This window comes from Nostoc linckia z4, assembly GCF_002608075.1.
GTDB lineage: Bacteria > Cyanobacteriota > Cyanobacteriia > Cyanobacteriales > Nostocaceae > Nostoc > Nostoc linckia.
The window spans coordinates 137172-159102 of record NZ_LAHA01000003.1; the positions used below are offsets into that span (position 1 = coordinate 137172).

Here is a 21931-nt window from a genome sequence, read left to right on the forward strand (position 1 = left end):
AAAATTGCTGTATTATGATTAACAACAAGGGATGGTTGTATTCAGCATCGCTATTTTGAATTTTTCTCAGTATTTGTGATTTTTAGTAATAAACTTTACACAAAATTCATACTTAGTTACTGTGTACTTTCATTTACAGTCAATAATCAACTAAATACTGTCGATGAGTCTTCTTATACTTACTACACTGGTATTCACTAATAAAAATTGAGTAGCAAGTTTAAGACTTAGGAAAATGAGTCATGTACTATCAAATTTGGAACTTTTTTCTTCAAGAGGATAAATACAATTATTGGAAAGGAAGAATAAAAGCTAATCATAATTTTAACAGAGTTACATGGCAAAAAATTATTGATTTTTTGTCATTGATTGAGCAGACTTTCGTACTCAAATATCGACTTGGAGAAACTGATAGTCTTGAGCCATTTCTGAAGTTAGCTACAGAGAATGGTTATAATATAACCGCGGATGAACTTGCCTGGTTTTTAATCACTAGAAAACAAATTTGGGATCTTTTTGATTTAGCACAAAAAACGCCGTCTCTCAAAGAGAAATTGCTAACTGCTAAAAGTCCACAGAATTTTGTCAACATAGCTGCCGAGAATGGTTATTATTTTTCTGTAGATGAATTAGCTTGGCTATTAACTGAAATTAAATCTTCATCTGAATTAGTCTCTATTAATAATAGTGTTGGTGAAATTCTGACAGTATCAAACTATGGCAGGATTGAAACAGGATACTGGATTTGGCTGGCAGAAGATTGGGGAATTGTAGCGCCATTTTGTCATCGAGATAAGCCGGGTACTTTTTTATCTCAAAATATCAACAATCCTTTCTTACCCGATCGCTGCTTTTTACCCAAGAGTTACTTTAACCAACGCCTATTGAGTCAGGTGTAAGAGTCTAGTAATCTGAGTTGTGGTTTATAAAATAACAACTGAAAAATATCTGTTTATTCCTAACGCAAAATTGGCGACTTGTGCCATCATTTTGGCATTTGAATAAACCCTCCGCTTTCATATTTACGAATCGGGATATAGACGATACTTCCTATTTTTTGCGCCAGTGTTTTTTATCTAGAGGCTACTTTGACCACCAGTTAATGGCAATTCATAATTGAAGAATGCAGAATTGAAAATTCTCTTTACAACTTTGGATTTTGAATATTTAATCCAAAATCCAAAATTGTAAATCTAAAATTTGATGATATCTGCACTAAAGTTATCAGCTAGCAGAAACCGTCAAACTGCTGGGTTTATGAAAATCACCTTGCAAAACCACACCACGCTGATTGGTATGGAGATGACGCAAAATCTTGTAAATCGCCTCAACTTGGTCTGATGCACCAGCTTTTTCGGCAAGTTCTTCCAAAGAAAGGGCTGCTTTTTCTTTTTGTAGCACTGCTACTACTCGTGTTTGCAAGTCCAGAATACCGGCGGCGGCTTTTTTGCCAGCTTCTACCCCTGGTTGATGGTAGGCGTTGATGTTGACCAAGCTAGCATATAAACCAACAGCACGCTCATACAAAGCGATTAATGCGCCTACAGTGCGGGCGTTAACTTGGGGAATAGTGACTGTTATTGAATCGCGCTGATTTTCATAAAGTGCTTGTCGGCTTCCTTGGAGAAAACCGGAAAGATAATCACCGGATGTGACTCCTGGATCTATTTCTGCTGATGGCCCTTGACGATCTTCTAGAACTTCAATCAAGGTAGCAAAGAAATTCGGCACTCCTTCCCGTAACTGCTGGACGTAAGCATGTTGATCTGTTGAGCCTTTGTTACCATAAACGGCGATGCCTTGATAGACAGTGTTGCCGTCTAAGTCTTTTTCCTTGCCCAAGGATTCCATCACCAGCTGTTGCAGATAGCGGCTGAATAACAATAAGCTGTCTTTGTAAGGTAGAACAACCATGTCTTTTTCACCCTTGCCATTGCCAGCAAAGTACCAAGACAAAGCAAGCAAAGCCGCTGGGTTAGTCTTGACATCTGCGACGCGGGTGGCATCATCCATTTCTTTTGCGCCTTGCAGCATGGCACGGATATCAATGCCTTGCAGTGCTGCTGGTACTAGCCCCACAGCAGACATTTCTGAGGTGCGTCCTCCCACCCAATCGTACATGGGAAACCTCGCCAACCAACCTTCTTCTTTCGCTACCTTATCGAGGTTGCTATCAGGGCTAGTAATAGCTACTGCATATTGAGCAAAGTCCAAATTGTGACCGGCGTAGGCTTTTTTAACTTCAATCATGCCGTTGCGAGGTTCTGGTGTGCCCCCAGATTTGGAGATTACCAATACTAGAGTACTGGCGAGGTTGTTTCGCAAATGATTGAGGAGGCGATCGATACCTGCGGGATCGGTGTTATCAATAAAGTGAATTTTCAGGGGCGGGAAATCAAGCGCCAAAGCTTCAGCAACGAATTGGGGGCCGAGGGCGGAACCACCAATACCAATAGAAATAATATCCGTAAAACGGCTCGCTCTGGGAGGATGAATAGCACCTGTTTGGACTTTTTCCGCAAAGGCTTCAATTTGTTCGAGGGTTTGGACAATTTCTTGTGTCAGTTCTGGAGTTGGTGCTAAATCAGGATTTCGCAGCCAATAGTGTCCAACCATGCGGTTTTCATCAGGATTTGCGATCGCTCCCTTCTCCAGTTGAGCCATATCCGCAAACGCCTTGTCAAACTTCGGCCGCAACGACTCCACAAAGGCATCATCGAACCGCATTCGACTTACATCTAAGTACAGTCCTAATCCCTCGTGGAAATATAACCAGTTTTGGTATCGTTGCCAAAGTGCCCTAGCATCCATAGGGAAATCTCAAATAAAGTGTTTTTCAAAAACCAGTTTAATGGAACGTAATAGCGATCCCTGCCTAGCCTTATACAGTTTACAGTTTTAAGTGTTCCCTTAACTCTTTCCTTTAAACATCTGGCATAGGGATGACACGCAAAAATTTGACGATTCCACCCCTAATTTCTATACCAATCAGATAATTATCTAGAGTAAAGCGGTGAAAAATCCCTTCACTATCAAGCTGTCGTAGTTCTTTTAGTCCGCTCAACTGCCAGTTTTGGGTAAACTCGGTAAACACAAAATCATACACCCGCTCGTAAGCAGCAGGTTCTAAATTTTTCAGGTCTAGCAAAAAAGACCTTGCATAGCGCACTTCCACACTCACTAGGCGTTATACCATTTTGGATTTTAAATTTGGGATTTGGGATTGTCTACTCCTGAAAACAAGCAAGCTACGCATACCAAAACGAGATTGAAAGCACTGCTGCATCAGAAAAACATTAACAATCGTATTGCTTCATCATGGGTTAAAATGTCCCACGGTTGCTGCGATCGCTTGACTTTTTGTATGGCTTTAAGCATATAAAAGTCACAATGTAAAGCTTCAAGAACGTCCCAAATGCTTTGCAGATCCTCGTCGGCTAACTGCTCGATTAAATGATGCATTCTCAGTCGCAACAAATTCATAGGTCAATTCTTCCCTACAACCAAACACTAACAGTAAATAGTATTCCCAAAAATTTCCCCAGGCTTAACGACAATGCATTATTACTATCAAGCTAATACAATTTTGGGTTTTGGATTGGAAATCACCTTTGTAGAGGTAAGGCAATAGGTTTATCTCAATTGGATTGTGCTATGTCGGTCTAATCAAGCGTACAAGACCGTGTGGGAAGATAAAATTTCACCTTCTGAGGCTCAATGTTGACTTTCTGAGGCTCAACTTTCACCTTGAAATAAATTATCAAAATCCAATATTGTGGGGTGGACATCTTGTCCGCCCTTGTTTACGGGCGGGCGAGACGCCCACCCCACAAGAGAAGTTCCAATTTTTTGATTGGGAAAGCCTTGAAATCTTCTCAAGAGGACTAAACTCAATTAATGGCTGGTTCCATCGCAGTCCACAAAACGCAAACTTAAAATAAAAGCCTGTAAAATCTATTTCTGAATGGTAGATTGAACAGACTCATGACTCTTGTACAGACGCGATTCATCGCGTCTCCTAACTTTTAATATGGTTGAATACCTGATTTTCTTAGCAATTTCTACAGCCAGTTTTGCCTTATTCGCTCTCGGACTGAATTTACAGTGGGGTTTCACGGGATTAATTAATTTTGGTCATGTTGCTTTTATGACGCTGGGAGCATACACAACTGTGTTGTTAAGCTTAAAGGGCGTTCCTTTACTGATATCGGCAGTCATTGGAGCAATGGTAGCCGCTTTGTTGGGTTTGATTATTGGTTTTGCAACTCTGCGCTTGCGGGAAGATTACCTGGCAATTGTCACCATCGGTACAGGAGAATTAATTCGTTTAGTAGTAAATAATCAGGAATTACCTGTAGGAAATTCTTGGGTTTCTGGGGCCTTTGGTGTCCAAAGTTATCCCATACCTTGGGACACACAGCCGAGTTTGTTTTTAAGATTAGTGATGATTGGAGTGTTAACGTTGGTGGTGGTTGTCACTTTCTTGACTTTATGGCGCTGGATTCGTACCACTCAAGTATCTCGCACCACCGATTTAGGTCAAAGGATGACTAGCAAACAAGAATTAACATCGCGTTTGGTAGTGGGAATTTTGTTAGCAATTTTGGCAGCAGCAATTTATATTTCTGGGGTAATTGGATTGTATAATTACAACCCCAAAGCAGGTTTGATGTTCGTGTTGCTGTTAGTTTTAGCATTGGTATTCTGGCGCTTAGAAATTTTAGTGCGATCGCCTTGGGGTAGAATTCTCAAAGCTATCCGCGAAGATGAAGAAATTCCCAAAGCATTGGGAAAAAATGTCTTTTGGTATAAATTACAATCTCTGATGTTGGGAGGTGCCATCGCTGGTATCGCTGGTGCTTTTTTCGCTTGGCAACTCGGCGCTATATATCCGGATAATTTTCAACCACAACTGACCTTTGATACTTGGATTATGGTAATTTTGGGCGGTTCTGGGAATAACATCGGCACTATTTTAGGCGCAGTAATTTTCTTTGCTTATGATGCCATCACGCGAGAAGTTTTGCCGAGAATTGTCCCCCTTGATGAAGCACGTTTGGGTGCATTTCGCATCATGGTAATCGGATTAATTTTAATGGTACTGATGATTTGGCGTCCTCAAGGTATCTTAGGGAAAAAGGAGGAACTCACCCTTGGTAAATAACCAATCATCACCACTTCCTTTGCTAGCAGCCACTGGACTTTGTAAAAGCTTTGGCGGTATAAAAGCAGTTAATGAAGCGAAAATCGAAGTTGCTAAAGGCAGCATCACGGGTTTAATTGGCCCCAATGGTGCTGGGAAAACCACTTTATTTAATTTACTCTCTAACTTTATCCGCCCAGATAAAGGACGAGTGATTTTTGACGGCGAACCGATTCATAATTTGCAACCATATCAAATCGCCCAACAAGGAGTAGTACGCACCTTTCAAGTTGCACGCACTCTTTCGCGGTTGTCGGTGTTAGAAAATATGTTGTTGGCGGCGCAAAAACAAACTGGTGAAAACTTTTGGCAAGTGCAATTACAACCACACATCGTCGCCAAGGAAGAAAAGCAACTCCAAGAGAGAGCAATGTTTTTGTTAGAGTCGGTGGGCTTGGCAAAGAAAGCCTATGATTATGCTGGTGGTTTGTCTGGCGGACAGCGCAAACTATTGGAAATGGGACGCGCCCTGATGACTAATCCCAAGTTAATTTTGTTGGATGAACCAGCAGCAGGGGTAAATCCCAGATTAATTGATGATATTTGCGATCGCATTCTCGCTTGGAACCGCCAAGATGGCATGACCTTTTTGATTATCGAACACAACATGGATGTGATTATGTCCTTGTGCGATCGTGTTTGGGTACTTGCTGAAGGACAGAATTTAGCAGACGGTACGCCAGCAGAAATTCAAAACAATGCCAAAGTTCTCGAAGCTTATTTGGGAAAATAATTTGCGGAGTAAAAATATATTTGCTCATGAAAACGACAGATCCCCGACTTCCTACAAAAATCGGGGATGTCGTAATTCACGATTATTCATCCATAAAACCTGTAAAAGTATTTGTTTAAGTCTCCCTATCAATAATTTATGCGGTCTTTACATTGCTTACCCACTGACCTGTTAAATTTTATGAATATTCGGGAATATTAAACTATGAAAGCCTAGACCAAATACTTGTGGGTTAAGGAAAAAAGGGGAAGGGTAAAGGGAAAATAAAAAACCTTTAACCTTTTTTCTAAACCAAATGCCGAATTAAAAATGCAAAATTCGACCAGTATTGAGCCTAGACCACATATCAAGTTTTGCATCTTTCAAGACTCATTTATGAAAAATATTTTTGACTCAATAATTATCGGAATTATTTTCTTTGCACTTTGCAGTTGTACTTCAATCCAATGGACTGAAACAACAAATTCTTCTCAAGTTATTAAAAAAACTGATTCTCAAGCTAAAACAGTTATTAAAATCGGGGGTTCTAGCTCCACTGTAACTGTTTTAAAACTTTTAGCACAAGCTTATCAATCTGAAAATCAAAATGTCAAAATCGAATTTATTTCTAATACCCAATCCGAAGGAGCGATCGCAGCGTTAAAAAACGATATTGTTGACATCGCTGGTAGCAGTCACCAACTTAAACCAGAAGAAGATAACGGTAAAATTCAATATCGGCAAATAGCACAAGATTTGTTAGTTGTTGCCACGAATAAAAATGTCAAAAATGTTATTAATTTATCAACTGAACAATTAAAAGCAATTTACAAAGGTGACATCACCAATTGGCGAGAATTAGGTGGTGCTAATGCAAACATTTTATTGTTAGATAGACCCGAAGATGAGTCAGCGAAAAAATTATTGCGAAAATATTATTTGGGAGACGATAAAACCACAACGAAAGCTGTGATTTTGAACAAAGAAGGAGAATTGATTGAAACCTTACAAAGTACTCCTAATTCCATCGGCACTTTTTCTTTGGCATCTTCCCTCATCAACAAATTGCCTGTCAATCATCTCAATCTTAATGGTGTTGCTCCCAAAGCGCAAAACTTTGCTAACGGTGAATACCAAATGGTTCGTCACATAGGTATTATCTGGGAAAAAGCGCCTTCAGCGACCACTCAGGATTTTATTGATTTTATCTTTAGTGCAGAAGGTAAAAAAATACTAAAAAATAATGGCTTTATTCCTACTAAATAAATTGAATATATCATGCAGAGATTTTTCAGAGGAATGAGGCTCAGCCAAAAAATTGTTCTACCTCTGCTTGCAGTTTGTCTGAGTATATTCCTGCTGGGCTTAGTAGTGATAGGACAGTGGTTCACGGATAGTTTGAATCAAAATTTTCGCCAACAAATCGAAAGTTTTACAGAACGAGTCGATCGGGATTTTCAGTATGAACAGCAAACACTGGAAACTGAAATCGAGCTAATTGCTAATCGAGATATGCTGAATCAAGCAGTTGAACAGCGTAACCAAGGCTTGCTTTTGCAGATATTACTACCGTTAAAGTCTATTTTGAAATTGGATTGGATTAAGGTAATCGATACTCAAGGCAATGTTCTTGTAGATTTACGAAATAACTCATTGAGTCAAACTAAGTTTCTAGACAAAGTCATTACTAATACTGCTAGCAAAGGAGCGCATTTAGTCGATTTGGTAGATGTAGAAGGCCAGCAACAAGTTCTCCAAGTGGTGACAAATGGAATCAAATCATCAGCAGGACTCTTGGGAGGAATTATTATTGGTAATTTAGTAGACGATACCCTGCTCCAAAAAATTGCTGCTGGTTCCTCCAAACACCTGATTATCCATAGACAAAATCGTATAGTTGCTACAACTTTATTGACAACCAAGGGTAAAAATTGGCAACTTCCTCCTCCTAATTTGTCTGCTACACTAATCACTCTTGACAACAAAAACTATTTAGCTAAAAGCATCGTATTTACAGGAGCTAGTCAGTCTTTAACAACCACAGTGTTGTATTCGATCTCGATGCTAGAGGTTGCTGAATATAGGTTATGGCAACATTTAGGACTGTTGTTTTTGTTGGGAAGCAGTATTTTAGGAGTTGTTGGATTTTTAATTGCGCGAACAATTACTCATCACCTCAAAGCCGTCACACATGTTGCACAAAGAGTCACTCAAGAATCTAATTTTAATCTCCAAGCTCCGGTAACGAGTGAAGATGAGGTTGGAATATTAGCCATTTCCTTTAACCAGTTAATTCAACAAGTAAAACGGTTGCTAGCAGAACAATATGAAGCGAACCAAAAGCTAGAGGTATATAGCCGAACGCTAGAAGAAAAAATAGAAGAAAGAACTCAAGCACTGCGACAAAAAAATATCGATCTCAAGCACACTTTACAGGAACTTAGACGTACCCAATCTCAATTAATTCAGAACGAAAAAATGTCTTCTTTGGGACATTTAGTTGCTGGTATTGCTCATGAAATCAATAATCCAGTGAACTTCATTTACGGTAATCTTAAGCACACTGATGATTACACTCAACAATTACTGTGGTTACTGGAACTTTACCAAAAACATTATCCCTACCCAGAACCAGAGATTCAAAATGCTAAACAAGAAGCTGATATTGAATATTTAACAGAAGATTTACCTAAAATGTTGACTTCCATGAAGATTGGAGCCAATCGCATCCGGGAAATTGTCCTCAGCTTAAGAATTTTCTCGCGTTTGGATGAAGCCGAGTTTAAAAACGCTGATATCCATGAAGGAATTGACAGCACTTTGTTGATTTTGCAACACCGCCTCAAATCCCAAAGCGCTCGCCCTAAAATTACAGTGGTTAAAGAGTATAGTGAAATTCCCAAAATCCAATGCTTTGCAGGACAATTAAATCAGGTATTTATGAACATTTTGGCAAATGCCATTGATGCTTTAGAAGAGGCTTTTCAAAATGGTTTTTGTCCAGATCCGATAATTCGCATTTCTTCAGCCCAGATGAATGAAAATGTCGTTATTCAAATTGTAGATAATGGTATAGGGATTCCAGAAGCAATCCAGTCACATATATTTGACCCTTTTTTCACCACTAAGCCAGTTGGTAAAGGAACTGGTATGGGATTATCAATTAGCTACCAAATTATTACTGAAAAACATGGGGGATATTTACGGTGCATTTCATCACCTGGACAAGGTACAGAGTTTGTAATTGCAATTCCAATTCGAGGAGTTTAAGTAGCAGCCTTTAAAAGCTAAATACTTGGCACAAAACTTGCTCTTCGATCTTGTTCCCACACCTGTGTCATACGCCAATAAACTCCATTGTCTCGCTGCATTAACTGATAGCCAATCAACTCCCGTCGTATTTTAATTAATTCAACCACATCACCGATCAATCGGAACGCCAATAAACCCCATTCTCTCGCTGCATCAACTGGTAGTCTATCAATTCCCGTCTGAGAGTGGCGTAGTCAGGATAGTAGCGCTTGAGAATTTCATTGACTGCGCGCTCTGGATACTGAATCCCAATTTCAAATCTATTTGCTAACCACTTGAGAATTACCAAGCGCTTTTTGCGGCTAGCAGGGATTTCTTTGAGGTGTTGGACACAGCTGTTGTCAAAAACATCGCCATCAAAATAGTTTTTCAATACTTTGTTTTCCCAAGCTTCAGTATCTACGTCGTTAATCAAAGAAGCAATTTGCTCCGGTGTAAAAATTTGCTTACTGATGCTTTGCAAAACGTTGCTATCCAACTGGTACAGGCGACTATTACCCTCAGGGCGCATAGTCACTAAATTGAGTTCCTTAAGTTTTGCTAGATGATGGGATACTGTGGGTTCTTTGAGTTGCAATAACACAGCCAATTCTTCGACGCTGCACTCCTGATTCGCCAGAATGCCCACAATCTTCAATCTGCTTTCGTCTGCTAAAGCTTTGAAAAATCGCAGCAGGGTCTGAAACTGTTCTTTCTCCATAATTTGTTATAATCAAATTAGATCTCGATCTAATTAGAAAAAAATCAAATTAGCTTTGCTGTCCTCTTCTGACACAGCATTGCTTAATGTTGGCTAATTGTGAATTAATGTTAATTCTTAGATTTTTTTCGTAGAAAATTGAGATTTCTTAAGTTGTTCTTTACATTTCGCCATGACACGTCCCTCATCATTTAGGAACAGAAGAAGAGGGAGTATCCTTCAACAGGGTACTTCACTCGTACAAGCAGCGAGATTTTTAGGTGTAGACCAGAGTACTCTATACATGGCTCTGCAAAGAGGACAGATTCCCACTACTAGAAGAAATGGACGGACTGTGGTTAGCCAAGGAGCCTTGATGGACTATAGAGCTAGAATCAGACCACTTTTATAGTTATTCATGATTGGGTAGAACACAACTTCATAAGGGCAAAGCGCGTTGCTCATTGGCGTTAACTTGAGAACAGAAAGCCCAGAAGTAAAAAGATAATTTCCTAAATTAATTGATGGAGATTATCTTTTTACTTTTTCATTAATATCACTCACTAGAAAATTTTAAAATATTCTGGGCGGTGATTTGTGGTTGTTCTAAGTGAGGAAGATGGCCACAATCTTGAATCCAGATTAGGGTACTTTGGGGAATTGCTCTTTTAAATCTTATGGCATCTTTAATACCTAAAATTTTATCGGAATCTCCCCATAAAATTAGCGTTGGTTGCAGAATTTGTGATATTTTTTTGAATCTAAAAGCACTATAACCACCACTTTTAGTGAAAGCAATTAAAGCTTGATGCCAATTGGGCATTTGTAGGTGTAATGCACTGCAATATAAAGCATCCAAAGAGGCAAGACTTTGATTTTTATATCCAATGCGGGCAATGCGATCGCGCACTTTCATATTACTCAAAAACTGAGTTGCTAAATAATCCAATGGTGGAAACATTAATTTACTTAATGGCGAACCACCAGCCAAACCAGCACTATCAATTAACACTAACTTCTTCACTAATTCTGGATAACTCAAAGCTAAATCAATGGCCGTAGCACCCCCCATTGAAGCACCCACCAAAATTACAGGTTGGTTAATCAAGCTTTTCCAAAAATCATAAAGATGGATTTTAATTGCAGACGGGCTATAGGCAATTCCTGATAGTCTATCTGTAAAGCCAAAACCCAACAAATCCACTGCCCAAGTTTCATTATTGCCAGCAAGCAATGGCAAAAGCCGACGGAATTCTAATACAGAACTATCAAAACCGTGAATTAGTAAAATCGGAGTACCACCACTCCCTTGCTTAACATAAGCTGTGGTAATTGGTTCATTAGTTAAAGGCGTAGTGAGAGCAGTTGTTTGAATATTCTGAGCCAGAGTTATGGACGCTGGTTCTGTTAGCTGCCCAACTGTTTGAGGAAGAAAATTTGGAAACATAAATATCAGTTTATCGTACTAGGTCACTGCTAAACATCGCCGATTTTTTTAAATTACAAAATTACATTGACTAATACTATTAATTAATATTTTTAATGTATAAAACATCATTCAACTGTAAAAATACTGCTACATATAGATTCATAAAACCAAAAACTATAAAGGCATTTTCAATTTAAAATCCCAAATAGTATACCTCTGTGTTGCCTACTACCCCAACACCTGCCATTAAAGAAAGTTTGCCAAAATGTCAAAATTGGGACTAAACCCACGTACAATAAATATCACTTATTATTTATTGACTCAGGAGCTAATGCCATGCCGATGGCGGTTGGCGTAATTGAAACTTTAGGATTTCCTAGTGTCTTAGCTGCGGCAGATGCAATGGTGAAATCTGCCGCAGTCACGCTGGTGTATTATGGTCTAGCTGAGAGCGGCCGCTTTGTAGTAGCCGTCCGGGGACAAGTTGCTGAAGTAAAAAGAGCTGTTGCAGAAGGTATTGATGCTGGAGAGCAAGTAAAGGCTGAAACAGTAATCACTCACTATATAGTTCCCAATCCCCCGGAAAATGTGGAAACTATATTACCAATCCATTTCACTCAAAAATCAGAACCTTTCCGTATTTTCTAGGCAATTTCGCCATCACAATCTGTAGCGAAGCTTCGTACAGTTAATTTGTCGCGCCACATATCATTTATTCATACAGGAGATTACTAATGTCCCTACAAGCAGTCGGATCGCTGGAAACTAAAGGTTTTCCTGCTGTGCTAGCAGCAGCAGACGCTATGGTAAAAGCCGGTCGAGTCACTCTGGTTGGTTACATCCGAGTTGGTAGCGCTCGCTTTACAGTTAATATTCGTGGTGATGTTTCTGAAGTCAAAACAGCTATGGCTGCTGGTGTTGAAGCCGCAGAAAATGTTTATGGCGGTACCTTAGAATCTTGGGTGATTATTCCTCGTCCCCATGAAAACGTTGAAGCTGTTCTACCAATTGCTTATACAGAAGAAGTCCAACAATATCGAGAATCTGTAGAAAACCCCATTGTTAGATCCTCCAACGGACGATAACATCAAATCCAGTTTTTTCTCTTTTGGCGTTGGCGGAGTCAGACGCTCGCAGGCTCGCTAACGCTACGCTATTGCTTCTTTGGAAGTCAAGTGTCTTTGGCTTTGCTCAAATATCAAAACTAATAATATCTGTATTATTTATTTTGAATAGCGATCGCCATTCAAAATACTAGAATTCAATAAAAGAGTAAAGTGTACAGAATTTTGTTCAAAAATCAAATAGGATTCCTGTATTCTTGAGATACTAAAAAGTAAAAAGTAAAAAAATAATCCCCATAAATAAATTTAGGGGATTTATAATCAACGTCTTATTTCTTCACTCTCCAGGTCTCGAAATAAATGTTTTTATTTCGTTCCATAACAAAGTTGGGGGCTTAGTACCAGCACTTTTTCTATATGAGTGCCTTTTAATTTTTTACTTTTGTCTTATAAGGTCATCAGTCCCTAATCCCCAGTACCTTGCTATACCAAAACTAAACTTTTGTTCAAGCAGATTCTTTTGCGGCTTGTAATTTTTGGTTTTTACGTTTGCGTAGAAATAAGCCGCCTACAGCTAGCATACCTAAAGTAACACTAGGTTCAGGCACACTTTCAACACGAAATGTATGGTTATCACTTTCAAAGCCGCCACCTTCTGTTTGAGAAATGACAATTTTATTAAACTTGTCATTGGCACCTTCTGAGAAAAACTCAAAGAAGCCATTCTTTTGACCACCGTGTTGGGAGGCTCCAACAGTAGCGGTTCCATTCAGTATTTCGTATGTCAATTCTCTGATTAAAGTAGTGCCATTGAAGAATTTCAATGTGTTGCCTACACTTAAAGCCCCTGCATCAAAACCGAAATAACTAAAAGTATTATTACCCTGGGCTTCAATGATGGTATCGCTATCAGAGAAAACTGCTAAATAATTAGTTTGGTTGACTTCTGCATTAGCGCCAGAAGGTGCCCAAACATCTGAATAAATACCAGTTTGACCAGAATAAGCTGTGGTAGAATAAGTACCTTTAGAAAAAGAATATTTTACTAGGTCATTGCCTGGTATTTGACTATTATTAAAATCAAAGGTTGTATAACCTGGACTATTAACGTTGCTAGAAAAAACACCTTCATTTGTTACTGTAGATTGGCGGTAAGATCCAGCTTCATATGTAAATCCTAAAGCATGTGCTGAACCAGCATAACCAATAGAAGCAATTGTAGAGAGAGCAATAATAGAAGCAATTTTATTAAAAGACATCTGTTTTGAGTTCCTGTTTTTTCTTTGTTCTGCATCAATTATGTGATTTAGCCGTCAGAAAAGAACAGGGCATAATTACTAGATTTATGTCTCATACTCCAATCAATATTTGAGTAAATTTATCAATCTATATCTGCTTCAAAATGCTATTTATACTGCCAAATAATGAAGTTATTATTTATATTTACCAAGGATTATAAAATCTTAATGAAAGAATATCCTCTACATAAAGAAACTATATTTTTACTCCCAGGACTTACGCAAAAATCACCTAATTTCATCATGGCGAGCGATAGCGTAGTCATCTCCCCTGACGTTGAGATTGCTTGTCTGCACTCCGTTTCGGTGGCAATGACAATTTGAGTCATTTCTGCTTGATGATGGCTGCTAAAGACATGAACAACTTGCAAAATAAGTTCAATCTATTGTGAGGTTAAAATCATTGAATTCCTTGTGATGGAAGAATCCCCCGTTTATAAAACAACGGGGGTGTCAAAAAAATGAATTACGTCTGATGTGAATTATTCAAATCAACGAAATATCAATACAGGACTTACGCACAGGTAACGGAAAATCCAACCACAGAGGACACAGAGGCCACGGAGAAATAAGAGTTTCAGAGAGTTTTTGCGTAAGTCCTACAATAATTATCCGTTCTATAGAGAGGTTGCAATTGCTAGTCTATACAAGGATAAATCAAGGGTTTTAGCGTTTAATTCATAATAATGCGCGAATTACAAATTCTTTCCATCAGTTGGTATTGACGGATTTTCTAAGGTGGGGTGAGTTAATGTGCTAGTTATTACTTGGTTATTACCACGCACTAACTGATTGATTTGACCTATGAGTTCGCCTAATTTACCTTCTTCCAGTAAGGTATTGATTAAGGAAAGTCCGCTAGTAGATAGTAGCAATTTGTTAATATCTTGACTGCCGTTGCTGCCATTTGCACCAGGGAATGAATAAATGCGAGTATCTCCTAAAACTCCTGGTTGTGGTGCTAAGGCAGTCAGAATTTCTGGTAGTTTGTCGGCTAATTCTGGCCAAATAGTTGTAATAATTTTGGCAGTGAGATTGGCATTACTAATGGAATTTTCCGCAGCAATTTTGGCGCGAATACCTTCGGCTTCGGCTAAAACTTGATCGCGGTTAGCTGCTGCTAAAGTGCGAATTGCTTCTGCTTCTAATTCTGCTGCTTCTTGGGCGATTTCAGCTTGGCGACGACGGCGGAAAGCATCAATTTCGACGACATTGCGATCGCTAATATTTTTTTCTTGCGCTTCTCGTTCCGCAGCAATGATTGATAGGCGTTGGTTGCGTTGCGCTTTTTCCACTTCACTGGCGGTTTTAACTGATTCTTCTGCTTTGGCTTGTTCTGCTTGTGCTACAAAGCTTTCGCGTTTTTTATTGGCAATGGCGATGGCCACATCTTCTTGAGCTAGTTTTGCCAGTCGTTCTGACTCCACTATCTGCACTTGTGCCTGTAATTTTCCTGATTCTACAGTTTGTTGGCGTGTAATCTCTGCGAGTTCGGATTCTTGTTTTTGCAGTGCTTGTACTACCTTTAGCTGTTTATTGCGTTCTTCCAGAGCAATATCAGCTTCAATTTGGCTTTGTTGCACCGCTAATTTTTTGCGAATTTCTTCTTCTTCAACTGATTTTTCTTGTAAAATTTTAGTTCTGCGTACTGTTGCAGCTTCCCTGTCTTTGGATTCTTGAATTTCCCGTTCTCGCTGTGCTTTGAGTGCTTCTACTTGTAATTTTTGCTCTAGTTTCGCACTTTCTTGTTCTTGGGCAATTTGTAGCGATCGCTTTTCGGCATCCAGTTCTTTTTGCTCAATCGTTACTTGGGTTGCTAACTCTACTTCTCGCTTTTGTTGAATCGAACGCTGAATAATTTCGGTTCGCAAACGCACGCCTTGGGCATCAAAAAAGTTATCTGGATCGTAGGTAACACTTTCTAATATTTCCGAAATGGCAATATTATTTAAAGTTAAGCCGACTTTTTTTAAATCCGGGCCGACTAAGTTCAAAACTTCTTGAGCAAAACCCAATTTATCAGAATCAATTTCTGCTAACTCTTTAGTTTTAGCTGCCGCTCTAATTGCGTCATCTGCTCTTTTTTCTAAAGCATTTTTGATATCTTCAGGAGTAATTTTAGTACCACTTTGAGAGAGTCTAGCGGCTGCTGTCAAGACATCTTCTTCTGAGGCATTAATACACACATAAAAAGTTACGCGGATATCTGCTCGTAAATAATCTTTAGTCCGGACTGCAAGTTTACCAGTCCGTTCCACATCAATGGAAATTTCTCGCAGAGGTACACGTGTTAGCTGATGAAATCCCGGTAAAATAATACAACCGCCATAGAGAATTACCGCTTTCTTTTTAATAAAAAGACCCCCAGTCCTGACGAAAGCTTCGTTGTTGGGTGTCACTACATAAACCCGCGTGTAAGCAAACAAGCTGAATAAGAGTAACAAAACTAAGCCACCAATCACGGCTGGAAAAACTAATCCACCATCGATTTGAGCAAAACTAGGCATAACTTTTACTGGAAGTGTTTGGTCAATTAATGTTATTTGTTTTTGTTGTTGCAATTTAATCTCTGGAATTTCAGCGATTTTAACACTCGGTAAATACTGAAGAAAAGTCAACCAAAAAAGCATCTTTTTACCTCTTAATAAATTTAATCCCTTCGAGATGAATTTGTTAACCAGTATTCTTCATCGTGACTATCTTTAGCAATAACTACGTAAATTTGTGCTTGATGTTCAATAATTAAAACTCTTTCTCCGCGTTGTGGTGCAACAGTTACCCAGTCTGGTAAAACAGCACTAATAGTTAAAAGATTGCGTTTTGCATCTAGCACATCTACTTGTCCAATTCTGCCCTGATTCTGAGTTGGAATATAAGCTGATGTGACAATTCCAATGCAACCTATTAAGCGATCGCTACTCACATCTTCGCCAAATTCGGCAAATATTTTCCCAATTGGTTGCGCTATTAATCCTCCCAATAATAAACTAATAATTAGTGAACCAAATAATATAATGCTGCCGATAAAGCTCCCAATATTATTAGAAACTCCACCAATCCAAACATTCAACATCCACCCCAAAAGACCCCACAAACTCAAATCTGTAGCCAGTAACAATATTAATGGAGCTTTTCCAATTCCAGCCCATCCCAAGAATTGCCCAAAACCCAATTCGTGATTGCTATCTGCGTCTACATCTGCATCTACATCCACATCTGCATCAATATCAAAATCTTCCCCTCCACCACCGGAAATTATCATAAAAAAGAACAGCAAAATTCCCATTCCTAGAAAAATCCAATAGGGCAAGTTGTTGAGACTAAACAGCATAATATTTCGTTAATGATATGTGCTGGTAGTTTAGTAATATATAATACTCTTCCAAGAAAATTCCGAATTTCTTTAATGCTTGCAATTGTGCAAAATTAAATTGGATAATTTTGACGACTAAGGTCTTTATTTTTTATTGTTAAAGTTGACCAATAAAAGCGGTAAGTTCAGAAAAAAGCTGATAAAGACTTATAACCATGTGACTCTAAGACCTCTAAATTCTGACTCTCTCGTATTATACTACAAAAATAATACATAAAATTCCATGTCCATTTTATGAATAGTTGCCCATAACGAAAGAGCTAGGATTATTTATCTAGTAAAATAATATAAATCTTAAAATTTTTAAAAATTAGCAATCTGAATTCAGCAAATATAGGACTTACCCAACGCTGATATTGTCATTGCGACCGAAACGAAGTGTAGGGAAGCAATCCCAGAGTTTTGGCGATTACTTCACTTTGCTGGTAATGATAAATATTAATTAGTTGCTACCTTGTTAACAACCTCCGTCGCAAACTATCCAACGCTGCATTTGCACTCACATGGCGAATCAGAGAACGTCCTCGCGCCGCACCAAAATGATACTCAAAACTTGCCACTTCATCCTTCGGCCCAGCCAAACCGACATAAACCAAACCCACTGGTTTAGTATCTGTTCCCCCAGTAGGGCCAGCAATACCAGTGATACTCAATCCCCAAGTTGTAGAAAGTCGGGTTTTAACTCCAATTGCCATTTGTTCTGCAACGGTAGCACTTACCGCACCAAATTTATCTAAATCTTCCTGGTGAACTCCTAGCAACTTAACCTTCGCTGAATTGTCATAAGAAATGACTCCACCCCAAAAGTAATCAGAACTCCCAGAAATCTCTGTTAACATTTGCCCTAGTCCACCACCAGTGCAAGATTCTGCCACTGAAAGCGTTTCTTTTGATCCACGCAATAACTCACCAACAACAAAAGCAAGATTATCATCATTGATACCGTAAAAATCCAGCCCAGCGATTTCTTTAATTTGTTTTTCCACAGGTGCAATCAAAGCTTCTGCCGCTGCTTCTGAATTTGCTTTTGCAGAAACTCGCAATCTGACTTCCCCTTTACCTGCATAGGTGGCTACGGTGGGATTTGGCAAATTTAAATAAGAAGCAACCTTTTCCGCTAAAGCAGATTCACCAATACCCCAAAACTTTAAACTGCGGCTGTAAATAATTTCCTTACCCCAACCTTGACTTTTGAGAAAGGGAACGGCTGTTTCTTTCCACATCGGGTGCATTTCACTGGGAACCCCAGGAAAAGTAAAAATCGTGATTTCTGGACGGGGTTGCCAAATGATACCTGGTGCAGTTCCAGTGGGATTGGGTAGAATTTCCGCCCCTTGCGGAATTAAAGCCTGCTTGCGGTTACTTGGTGACATTACTCGACCACGTTGGGCGAATTTCTTGGTTATATCTTCGATAATTTCTGGGTCTTCTACCAAGGGGGCTTGAAAAAAATCGGCGATAGTTTCACAAGTGAGGTCATCTGGAGTGGGGCCAAGACCACCAGTAAAAATCAGAATTTGTGCCCTGGAAATAGCAATTTCTATAACTTGCTTTAACCGTTCTGGATTATCACCAACCACAGTTTGATAATAATGGGGAATACCTAACTGGGCTAATTGTTGCGCCAAAAATTGAGCATTGCCATTGAGGATGTCTCCTAGTAGCAATTCTGTACCAACACAAATAATTTCTGCACTCATTGGAAGGAATAGTTAAGAGTTAGGAGTTAGGAGTTAGGAGGTAGGAGTTAGGAGGTAGGAGTTAGGAGTTAGGAGTTAAAATTTATCACTCTTAACTCTCTAAGTATCATCTCAGGCTATGGCTGGTATGAGTTGGGAGTGGAAAACTTAAAACTCATCACTCTTAACTCTTAACTCCTAACTATCATTTCACACTAGTGCTGGTACTGGAATTTGCAAGTGAGGATATAAGGGGAAGCGATCGCACAATGCAGCCACCCGGCGTTTACAATCTTGGGCGACTTCTTCGGAATCTGGAGAAAGCAGGCGATCGGCGATAATATTTGCTATTTCGGTAAACTCTGCTACTCCTAAGCCCCGTGTTGTCATTGCTGGGGAACCTAACCTTAGACCACTGGTCACAAATGGCGACTGCGGATCGAAGGGAACAGTATTTTTGTTAGCAGTAATATTCACACGGCTGACTAGTTGATCGGCTTGCTTACCGGTCATACCAATAGAACGTAAATCTACCAGCATTAAATGGTTATCAGTGCCATCAGATACTAACTTTAAGCCGCGATTTTGTAATTGTTCTGCCAAAGCACGAGCATTTTCAATCACTTGGGCAGAATAGGTTTTAAACTCTGGCTTGAGGGCTTCTCCAAAAGCTACTGCCTTAGCAGCAATCACATGTTCCAATGGCCCGCCCTGGCTGCCAGGAAAAACTGATTTATCAAGCTTTTTACCCAGTTCTGCATCTCCAGTCAAGATTAAACCACTTCTAGGGCCGCGTAGAGTTTTATGGGTAGTTGTTGTTACAACATGACAATGAGGAATCGGGTCTGGATGAAGACCACTAGCAACTAAACCAGCGATATGGGCAATATCAGCAAGTAAATAAGCGCCGACTTCATCAGCAATACTACGGAATTTTTCAAAATCGATGATACGGGGATAAGCGGAATAACCACAAATCAGCAGCTTAGGACGCTCCCTTAGCGCCAGCTCCCGAATTTGGTCATAGTCAAGTTGTTCTGTCTGTTTGCTGACACCGTAATGACTAACTTGGAACCACTTACCTGAGACGTTTACAGGAGAACCGTGGGTGAGATGTCCGCCATGAGACAAATCCATCCCCATAATTTTGTCCCCTGGTTCTAGGAGGGTCAGAAATACAGCAAAATTCGCTTGTGCCCCAGAATGAGGTTGTACATTGGCATGGGCAGCCCCAAACAGTTGTTTAGCACGGTCAATGGCCAGTTGCTCAATTTTGTCGATAAACTCACAACCGCCATAGTAGCGTTTACCAGGCAGTCCTTCGGCGTATTTATTTGTCAGTACTGAACCTTGAGCTGCCAGTACCGCAGGCGAAGTAAAGTTTTCACTAGCAATCAACTCCAAATGGTCTTGCTGACGCTGTAGTTCGTCGTTGATTAACCCCGCGATCGCCGGATCGCTGGAGATGAGAAAATCTGAATTAGTCTTAGTCACTTCGATTATCCTTATGGAAATTTGGACAACGGCTGATTTTAGTTGTATCAGCACCTAAACAACAGTCAAGCGTCCATAGCTCAAAGTAGTTCAATGGTTTTTGACTGCTCTAGAAAGGCAATTAATTGAATTAAAGTTAAACTCAAGCTCGATTAATGCATTAACAATCATAACGTTGCTTTTTCACCCTGCGTTATTCAAGTTTCTCTTCCCGAAGCGGGGAGAGGTTCCCACAGAGAGCGTTTCTTTGGAATCTGTCGAATTCACGTTAATAGAAGTTACGCATGGTAAACGAAAAATTAAGGGTTTGGGCTGTATATGGGGCATTGTGCAAGAAAAAATCCCCTATGCCCAATGCCCAATGCCCTATTCCCGACCTCAACAAATAATCTCGCTGCGTAAGTCCTGCTTAAATCAAATAACAAGACTCCCGATTTCTCAGAGAAGTCGGGAGTCAGAGGTTTGCTATTTTCACAAATCAAATAGGATTCAGATAGCGATTTTGATAGTAAGCCAAAATCTGGTTAACTCGTTGCTGACTTTCTAAAGTAGAGTTTGCTGAGCGCGTAATCCCTAAGCCGCCAATTTGGCTTTGATTGTAATCAAACTGTTGAGATGACTGGGGAATTAAATCTACTTCTACCCCTTCCACTTGACGTAAATGCGCCGCGATTTCTCGATAAACTGCTAAAGGCAAACCAGGGAATTCAATTGTTTCCTTAGTTTCCATCTTTTATGAAGCTCCCACATTAATTGGATTTTGGGGGGCTGTTGTTCCTAAAATAGGATTGCCAGTTGCAGATGCCGCTGATGGGGTTGCTGCTGATGGCGTTGAGTTGACAGGCCCTTCCCCTACCATTTTGGCAACTTCGATGCCATTTTGTTCCAAAATCACAATCGGATTGGAACCTCCATTCATTTCAATGCGTTTAATTAGTACGCCATTTGCTAATCGCTGTCCTGCCTGGACGTAACGACTCGTGGGTTCATCCGGTACTTTAATAATTGCCTGGGGTTCTTTAGTAATGAGAACTACACCAGTCACAACCACTGCCCTTGCTAAGTCAGGTTGTGGTGCAGGTGGCAATACAGATACTAAAGTTGGGTTCGGCACCACTTGAGGCAAAACCTTAGGCAAAACTGAAGTTAAGGTAGCATTGGCTTTTTTCGGTACAACAGCAACGGTATTTTTCTTTTGATTTGAAGCTATGGTACTCGTTGGCAGTTTTCGCCCTGGGATTGATGCAGTAGGTAGCTTAGGTAATACAGGAACAGGTCTTATGGATGTTTTTGGTACTCCAGTAACCGTCTGTCCAAAAATTTGGGCAAAGGGGTCAGTGCGATTTTTTGATACCAAAACGATTCGTGCCCGTTCTGTAGGATTAGTAGATTGAATTAAGCTCAGACTAGGAGAAGAAACTTGTGAAACCTGTTTAGCAGGTATCACTGGATTTTTGAAGGATTGAGCCGCTGTTTGCGACTTTTTTGCTATTTTCGGAATTGGTGTCGGCTCTATGGCTTGTGGTGTTTCTTCAGAAGCACATCCAGCGATGGCCAAGCTAAAAATAGCTGCAATTGTAATTGTTAAATTTCTGCCCATGAGTCTTTCTCAAAAGCCATTGGAGAATTGAAGAATTGAAATTAACATGCCTGAAATTTCTCTTCAAGGCAAAGTCTTTTCCCGTTAT

General features: G+C 39.7%; 21 protein-coding genes. 8 read left to right on the plus strand and 13 right to left on the minus strand.

Annotated features, from left to right (window positions below; translation table 11 throughout):
* The first annotated feature begins 242 nt into the window (after positions 1-242).
* Positions 243-899, plus strand: a complete 657-nt coding sequence (locus VF06_RS04360) for a Nif11-like leader peptide family natural product precursor (RefSeq protein WP_099066709.1) — start codon at positions 243-245, stop codon at positions 897-899.
* A 325-nt stretch (positions 900-1224) separates the two neighbouring features.
* Here VF06_RS04360 and VF06_RS04365 read toward each other — a convergent pair whose 3' ends face one another.
* The 3 genes from VF06_RS04365 to VF06_RS04375 all read right to left on the minus strand — a co-directional run bounded on the left by VF06_RS04365 (position 1225) and on the right by VF06_RS04375 (position 3483).
* Positions 1225-2811: a glucose-6-phosphate isomerase gene (locus VF06_RS04365; RefSeq protein WP_099066708.1), complete on the minus strand. Its 1587-nt coding sequence runs from the start codon at positions 2809-2811 to the stop codon at positions 1225-1227.
* A gap of 112 nt (positions 2812-2923) precedes the next feature.
* Positions 2924-3181 (minus strand): cytotoxic translational repressor of toxin-antitoxin stability system, encoded by a 258-nt coding sequence (locus VF06_RS04370; RefSeq protein WP_099066707.1) that lies wholly within the window; start codon positions 3179-3181, stop codon positions 2924-2926.
* Positions 3182-3285: 104 nt separating this feature from the next.
* A complete protein-coding gene (locus VF06_RS04375; RefSeq protein WP_099066706.1) occupies positions 3286-3483 on the minus strand; it encodes a hypothetical protein in 198 nt (65 codons plus the stop codon).
* A gap of 547 nt (positions 3484-4030) precedes the next feature.
* On the opposite strand from VF06_RS04375, the gene VF06_RS04380 reads away from it, so the two are divergent.
* From VF06_RS04380 to VF06_RS04395, 4 genes are all read left to right on the plus strand, one after another.
* Positions 4031-5164 carry a branched-chain amino acid ABC transporter permease gene (locus VF06_RS04380; RefSeq protein WP_099066705.1) on the plus strand — a complete coding sequence of 378 codons (1134 nt, stop codon included), beginning with the start codon at positions 4031-4033 and terminating at the stop codon, positions 5162-5164.
* Complete coding sequence (locus VF06_RS04385; RefSeq protein ID WP_099066704.1) at positions 5154-5936, plus strand: ABC transporter ATP-binding protein; 783 nt, start codon at positions 5154-5156, stop codon at positions 5934-5936. Before VF06_RS04380 ends, VF06_RS04385 begins: the two co-directional genes overlap by 11 nt.
* Before the next feature lie 375 nt (positions 5937-6311).
* On the plus strand, positions 6312-7181 hold the full coding sequence (locus tag VF06_RS04390; RefSeq protein WP_099066703.1) for a substrate-binding domain-containing protein: 870 nt from the start codon (positions 6312-6314) through the stop codon (positions 7179-7181).
* A 12-nt stretch (positions 7182-7193) separates the two neighbouring features.
* A complete protein-coding gene (locus VF06_RS04395) occupies positions 7194-9185 on the plus strand; it encodes a HAMP domain-containing sensor histidine kinase (protein WP_099066702.1) in 1992 nt (663 codons plus the stop codon).
* Positions 9186-9202: 17 nt separating this feature from the next.
* Here VF06_RS04395 and VF06_RS38930 read toward each other — a convergent pair whose 3' ends face one another.
* Positions 9203-9358 (minus strand): DUF2087 domain-containing protein, encoded by a 156-nt coding sequence (locus VF06_RS38930; RefSeq protein ID WP_143861626.1) that lies wholly within the window; start codon positions 9356-9358, stop codon positions 9203-9205.
* Positions 9343-9927, minus strand: coding sequence for a DUF2087 domain-containing protein (locus VF06_RS04400; protein WP_099066701.1), 585 nt, complete (start codon positions 9925-9927; stop codon positions 9343-9345). Before VF06_RS04400 ends, VF06_RS38930 begins: the two co-directional genes overlap by 16 nt.
* A gap of 172 nt (positions 9928-10099) precedes the next feature.
* Between VF06_RS04400 and VF06_RS43475 the strand changes: the two genes are divergently transcribed.
* Positions 10100-10318, plus strand: coding sequence for a helix-turn-helix domain-containing protein (locus VF06_RS43475; protein ID WP_099066700.1), 219 nt, complete (start codon positions 10100-10102; stop codon positions 10316-10318).
* A gap of 144 nt (positions 10319-10462) precedes the next feature.
* On the opposite strand, the gene VF06_RS04410 is transcribed toward VF06_RS43475, so the two are convergent.
* The gene (locus VF06_RS04410) at positions 10463-11353 is read right to left on the minus strand and encodes an alpha/beta fold hydrolase (protein WP_099066699.1); all 891 of its coding nucleotides are present in this window, start codon (positions 11351-11353) and stop codon (positions 10463-10465) included.
* 318 nt (positions 11354-11671) lie between these two features.
* Here VF06_RS04410 and VF06_RS04415 point away from each other — a divergent pair, with 318 nt between their 5' ends.
* Together VF06_RS04415 and VF06_RS04420 are read left to right on the plus strand one after the other, a co-directional pair.
* Positions 11672-11983: a carbon dioxide-concentrating mechanism protein CcmK gene (locus tag VF06_RS04415; protein ID WP_099066698.1), complete on the plus strand. Its 312-nt coding sequence runs from the start codon at positions 11672-11674 to the stop codon at positions 11981-11983.
* An 86-nt stretch (positions 11984-12069) separates the two neighbouring features.
* The gene (locus VF06_RS04420) at positions 12070-12420 is read left to right on the plus strand and encodes a carbon dioxide-concentrating mechanism protein CcmK (RefSeq protein ID WP_096536804.1); all 351 of its coding nucleotides are present in this window, start codon (positions 12070-12072) and stop codon (positions 12418-12420) included.
* A 485-nt stretch (positions 12421-12905) separates the two neighbouring features.
* Here the strand turns inward: VF06_RS04420 and VF06_RS04425 are convergent, their stop codons facing one another.
* The 7 genes from VF06_RS04425 to VF06_RS04460 form a co-directional block, all read right to left on the minus strand.
* Positions 12906-13658, minus strand: coding sequence for a PEP-CTERM sorting domain-containing protein (locus VF06_RS04425; RefSeq protein WP_099066697.1), 753 nt, complete (start codon positions 13656-13658; stop codon positions 12906-12908).
* 734 nt (positions 13659-14392) lie between these two features.
* On the minus strand, positions 14393-16327 hold the full coding sequence (locus tag VF06_RS04435; protein ID WP_099066695.1) for a flotillin family protein: 1935 nt from the start codon (positions 16325-16327) through the stop codon (positions 14393-14395).
* A 20-nt stretch (positions 16328-16347) separates the two neighbouring features.
* Entirely contained in the window at positions 16348-17028 is a 681-nt protein-coding gene (locus tag VF06_RS04440; protein ID WP_099066694.1) for an OB-fold-containig protein, read from the minus strand.
* Between the two features lie 491 nt (positions 17029-17519).
* Entirely contained in the window at positions 17520-18770 is a 1251-nt protein-coding gene (locus tag VF06_RS04445; RefSeq protein ID WP_099066693.1) for a competence/damage-inducible protein A, read from the minus strand.
* 189 nt (positions 18771-18959) lie between these two features.
* Positions 18960-20243: a serine hydroxymethyltransferase gene (glyA, locus tag VF06_RS04450; RefSeq protein WP_099066791.1), complete on the minus strand. Its 1284-nt coding sequence runs from the start codon at positions 20241-20243 to the stop codon at positions 18960-18962.
* 478 nt (positions 20244-20721) lie between these two features.
* Positions 20722-20973: a hypothetical protein gene (locus tag VF06_RS04455; protein ID WP_099066692.1), complete on the minus strand. Its 252-nt coding sequence runs from the start codon at positions 20971-20973 to the stop codon at positions 20722-20724.
* A gap of 3 nt (positions 20974-20976) precedes the next feature.
* A complete protein-coding gene (locus VF06_RS04460; protein ID WP_099066691.1) occupies positions 20977-21843 on the minus strand; it encodes a hypothetical protein in 867 nt (288 codons plus the stop codon).
* Positions 21844-21931 lie beyond the last annotated feature (88 nt).

Coding starts and splice junctions, on each gene's coding strand:
- VF06_RS04360 (WP_099066709.1), top strand. CDS start 243: ATGTACTATCAAATTTGGAACTTTTTTCTTCAAGAGGATAAATACAAT.
- VF06_RS04365 (WP_099066708.1), bottom strand. CDS start 2,811: ATGGATGCTAGGGCACTTTGGCAACGATACCAAAACTGGTTATATTTC.
- VF06_RS04375 (WP_099066706.1), bottom strand. CDS start 3,483: ATGAATTTGTTGCGACTGAGAATGCATCATTTAATCGAGCAGTTAGCC.
- VF06_RS04380 (WP_099066705.1), top strand. CDS start 4,031: ATGGTTGAATACCTGATTTTCTTAGCAATTTCTACAGCCAGTTTTGCC.
- VF06_RS04390 (WP_099066703.1), top strand. CDS start 6,312: ATGAAAAATATTTTTGACTCAATAATTATCGGAATTATTTTCTTTGCA.
- VF06_RS04395 (WP_099066702.1), top strand. CDS start 7,194: ATGCAGAGATTTTTCAGAGGAATGAGGCTCAGCCAAAAAATTGTTCTA.
- VF06_RS04400 (WP_099066701.1), bottom strand. CDS start 9,927: ATGGAGAAAGAACAGTTTCAGACCCTGCTGCGATTTTTCAAAGCTTTA.
- VF06_RS43475 (WP_099066700.1), top strand. CDS start 10,100: ATGACACGTCCCTCATCATTTAGGAACAGAAGAAGAGGGAGTATCCTT.
- VF06_RS04410 (WP_099066699.1), bottom strand. CDS start 11,353: ATGTTTCCAAATTTTCTTCCTCAAACAGTTGGGCAGCTAACAGAACCA.
- VF06_RS04415 (WP_099066698.1), top strand. CDS start 11,672: ATGCCGATGGCGGTTGGCGTAATTGAAACTTTAGGATTTCCTAGTGTC.
- VF06_RS04420 (WP_096536804.1), top strand. CDS start 12,070: ATGTCCCTACAAGCAGTCGGATCGCTGGAAACTAAAGGTTTTCCTGCT.
- VF06_RS04425 (WP_099066697.1), bottom strand. CDS start 13,658: ATGTCTTTTAATAAAATTGCTTCTATTATTGCTCTCTCTACAATTGCT.
- VF06_RS04435 (WP_099066695.1), bottom strand. CDS start 16,327: ATGCTTTTTTGGTTGACTTTTCTTCAGTATTTACCGAGTGTTAAAATC.
- VF06_RS04440 (WP_099066694.1), bottom strand. CDS start 17,028: ATGCTGTTTAGTCTCAACAACTTGCCCTATTGGATTTTTCTAGGAATG.
- VF06_RS04445 (WP_099066693.1), bottom strand. CDS start 18,770: ATGAGTGCAGAAATTATTTGTGTTGGTACAGAATTGCTACTAGGAGAC.
- VF06_RS04455 (WP_099066692.1), bottom strand. CDS start 20,973: ATGGAAACTAAGGAAACAATTGAATTCCCTGGTTTGCCTTTAGCAGTT.
- VF06_RS04460 (WP_099066691.1), bottom strand. CDS start 21,843: ATGGGCAGAAATTTAACAATTACAATTGCAGCTATTTTTAGCTTGGCC.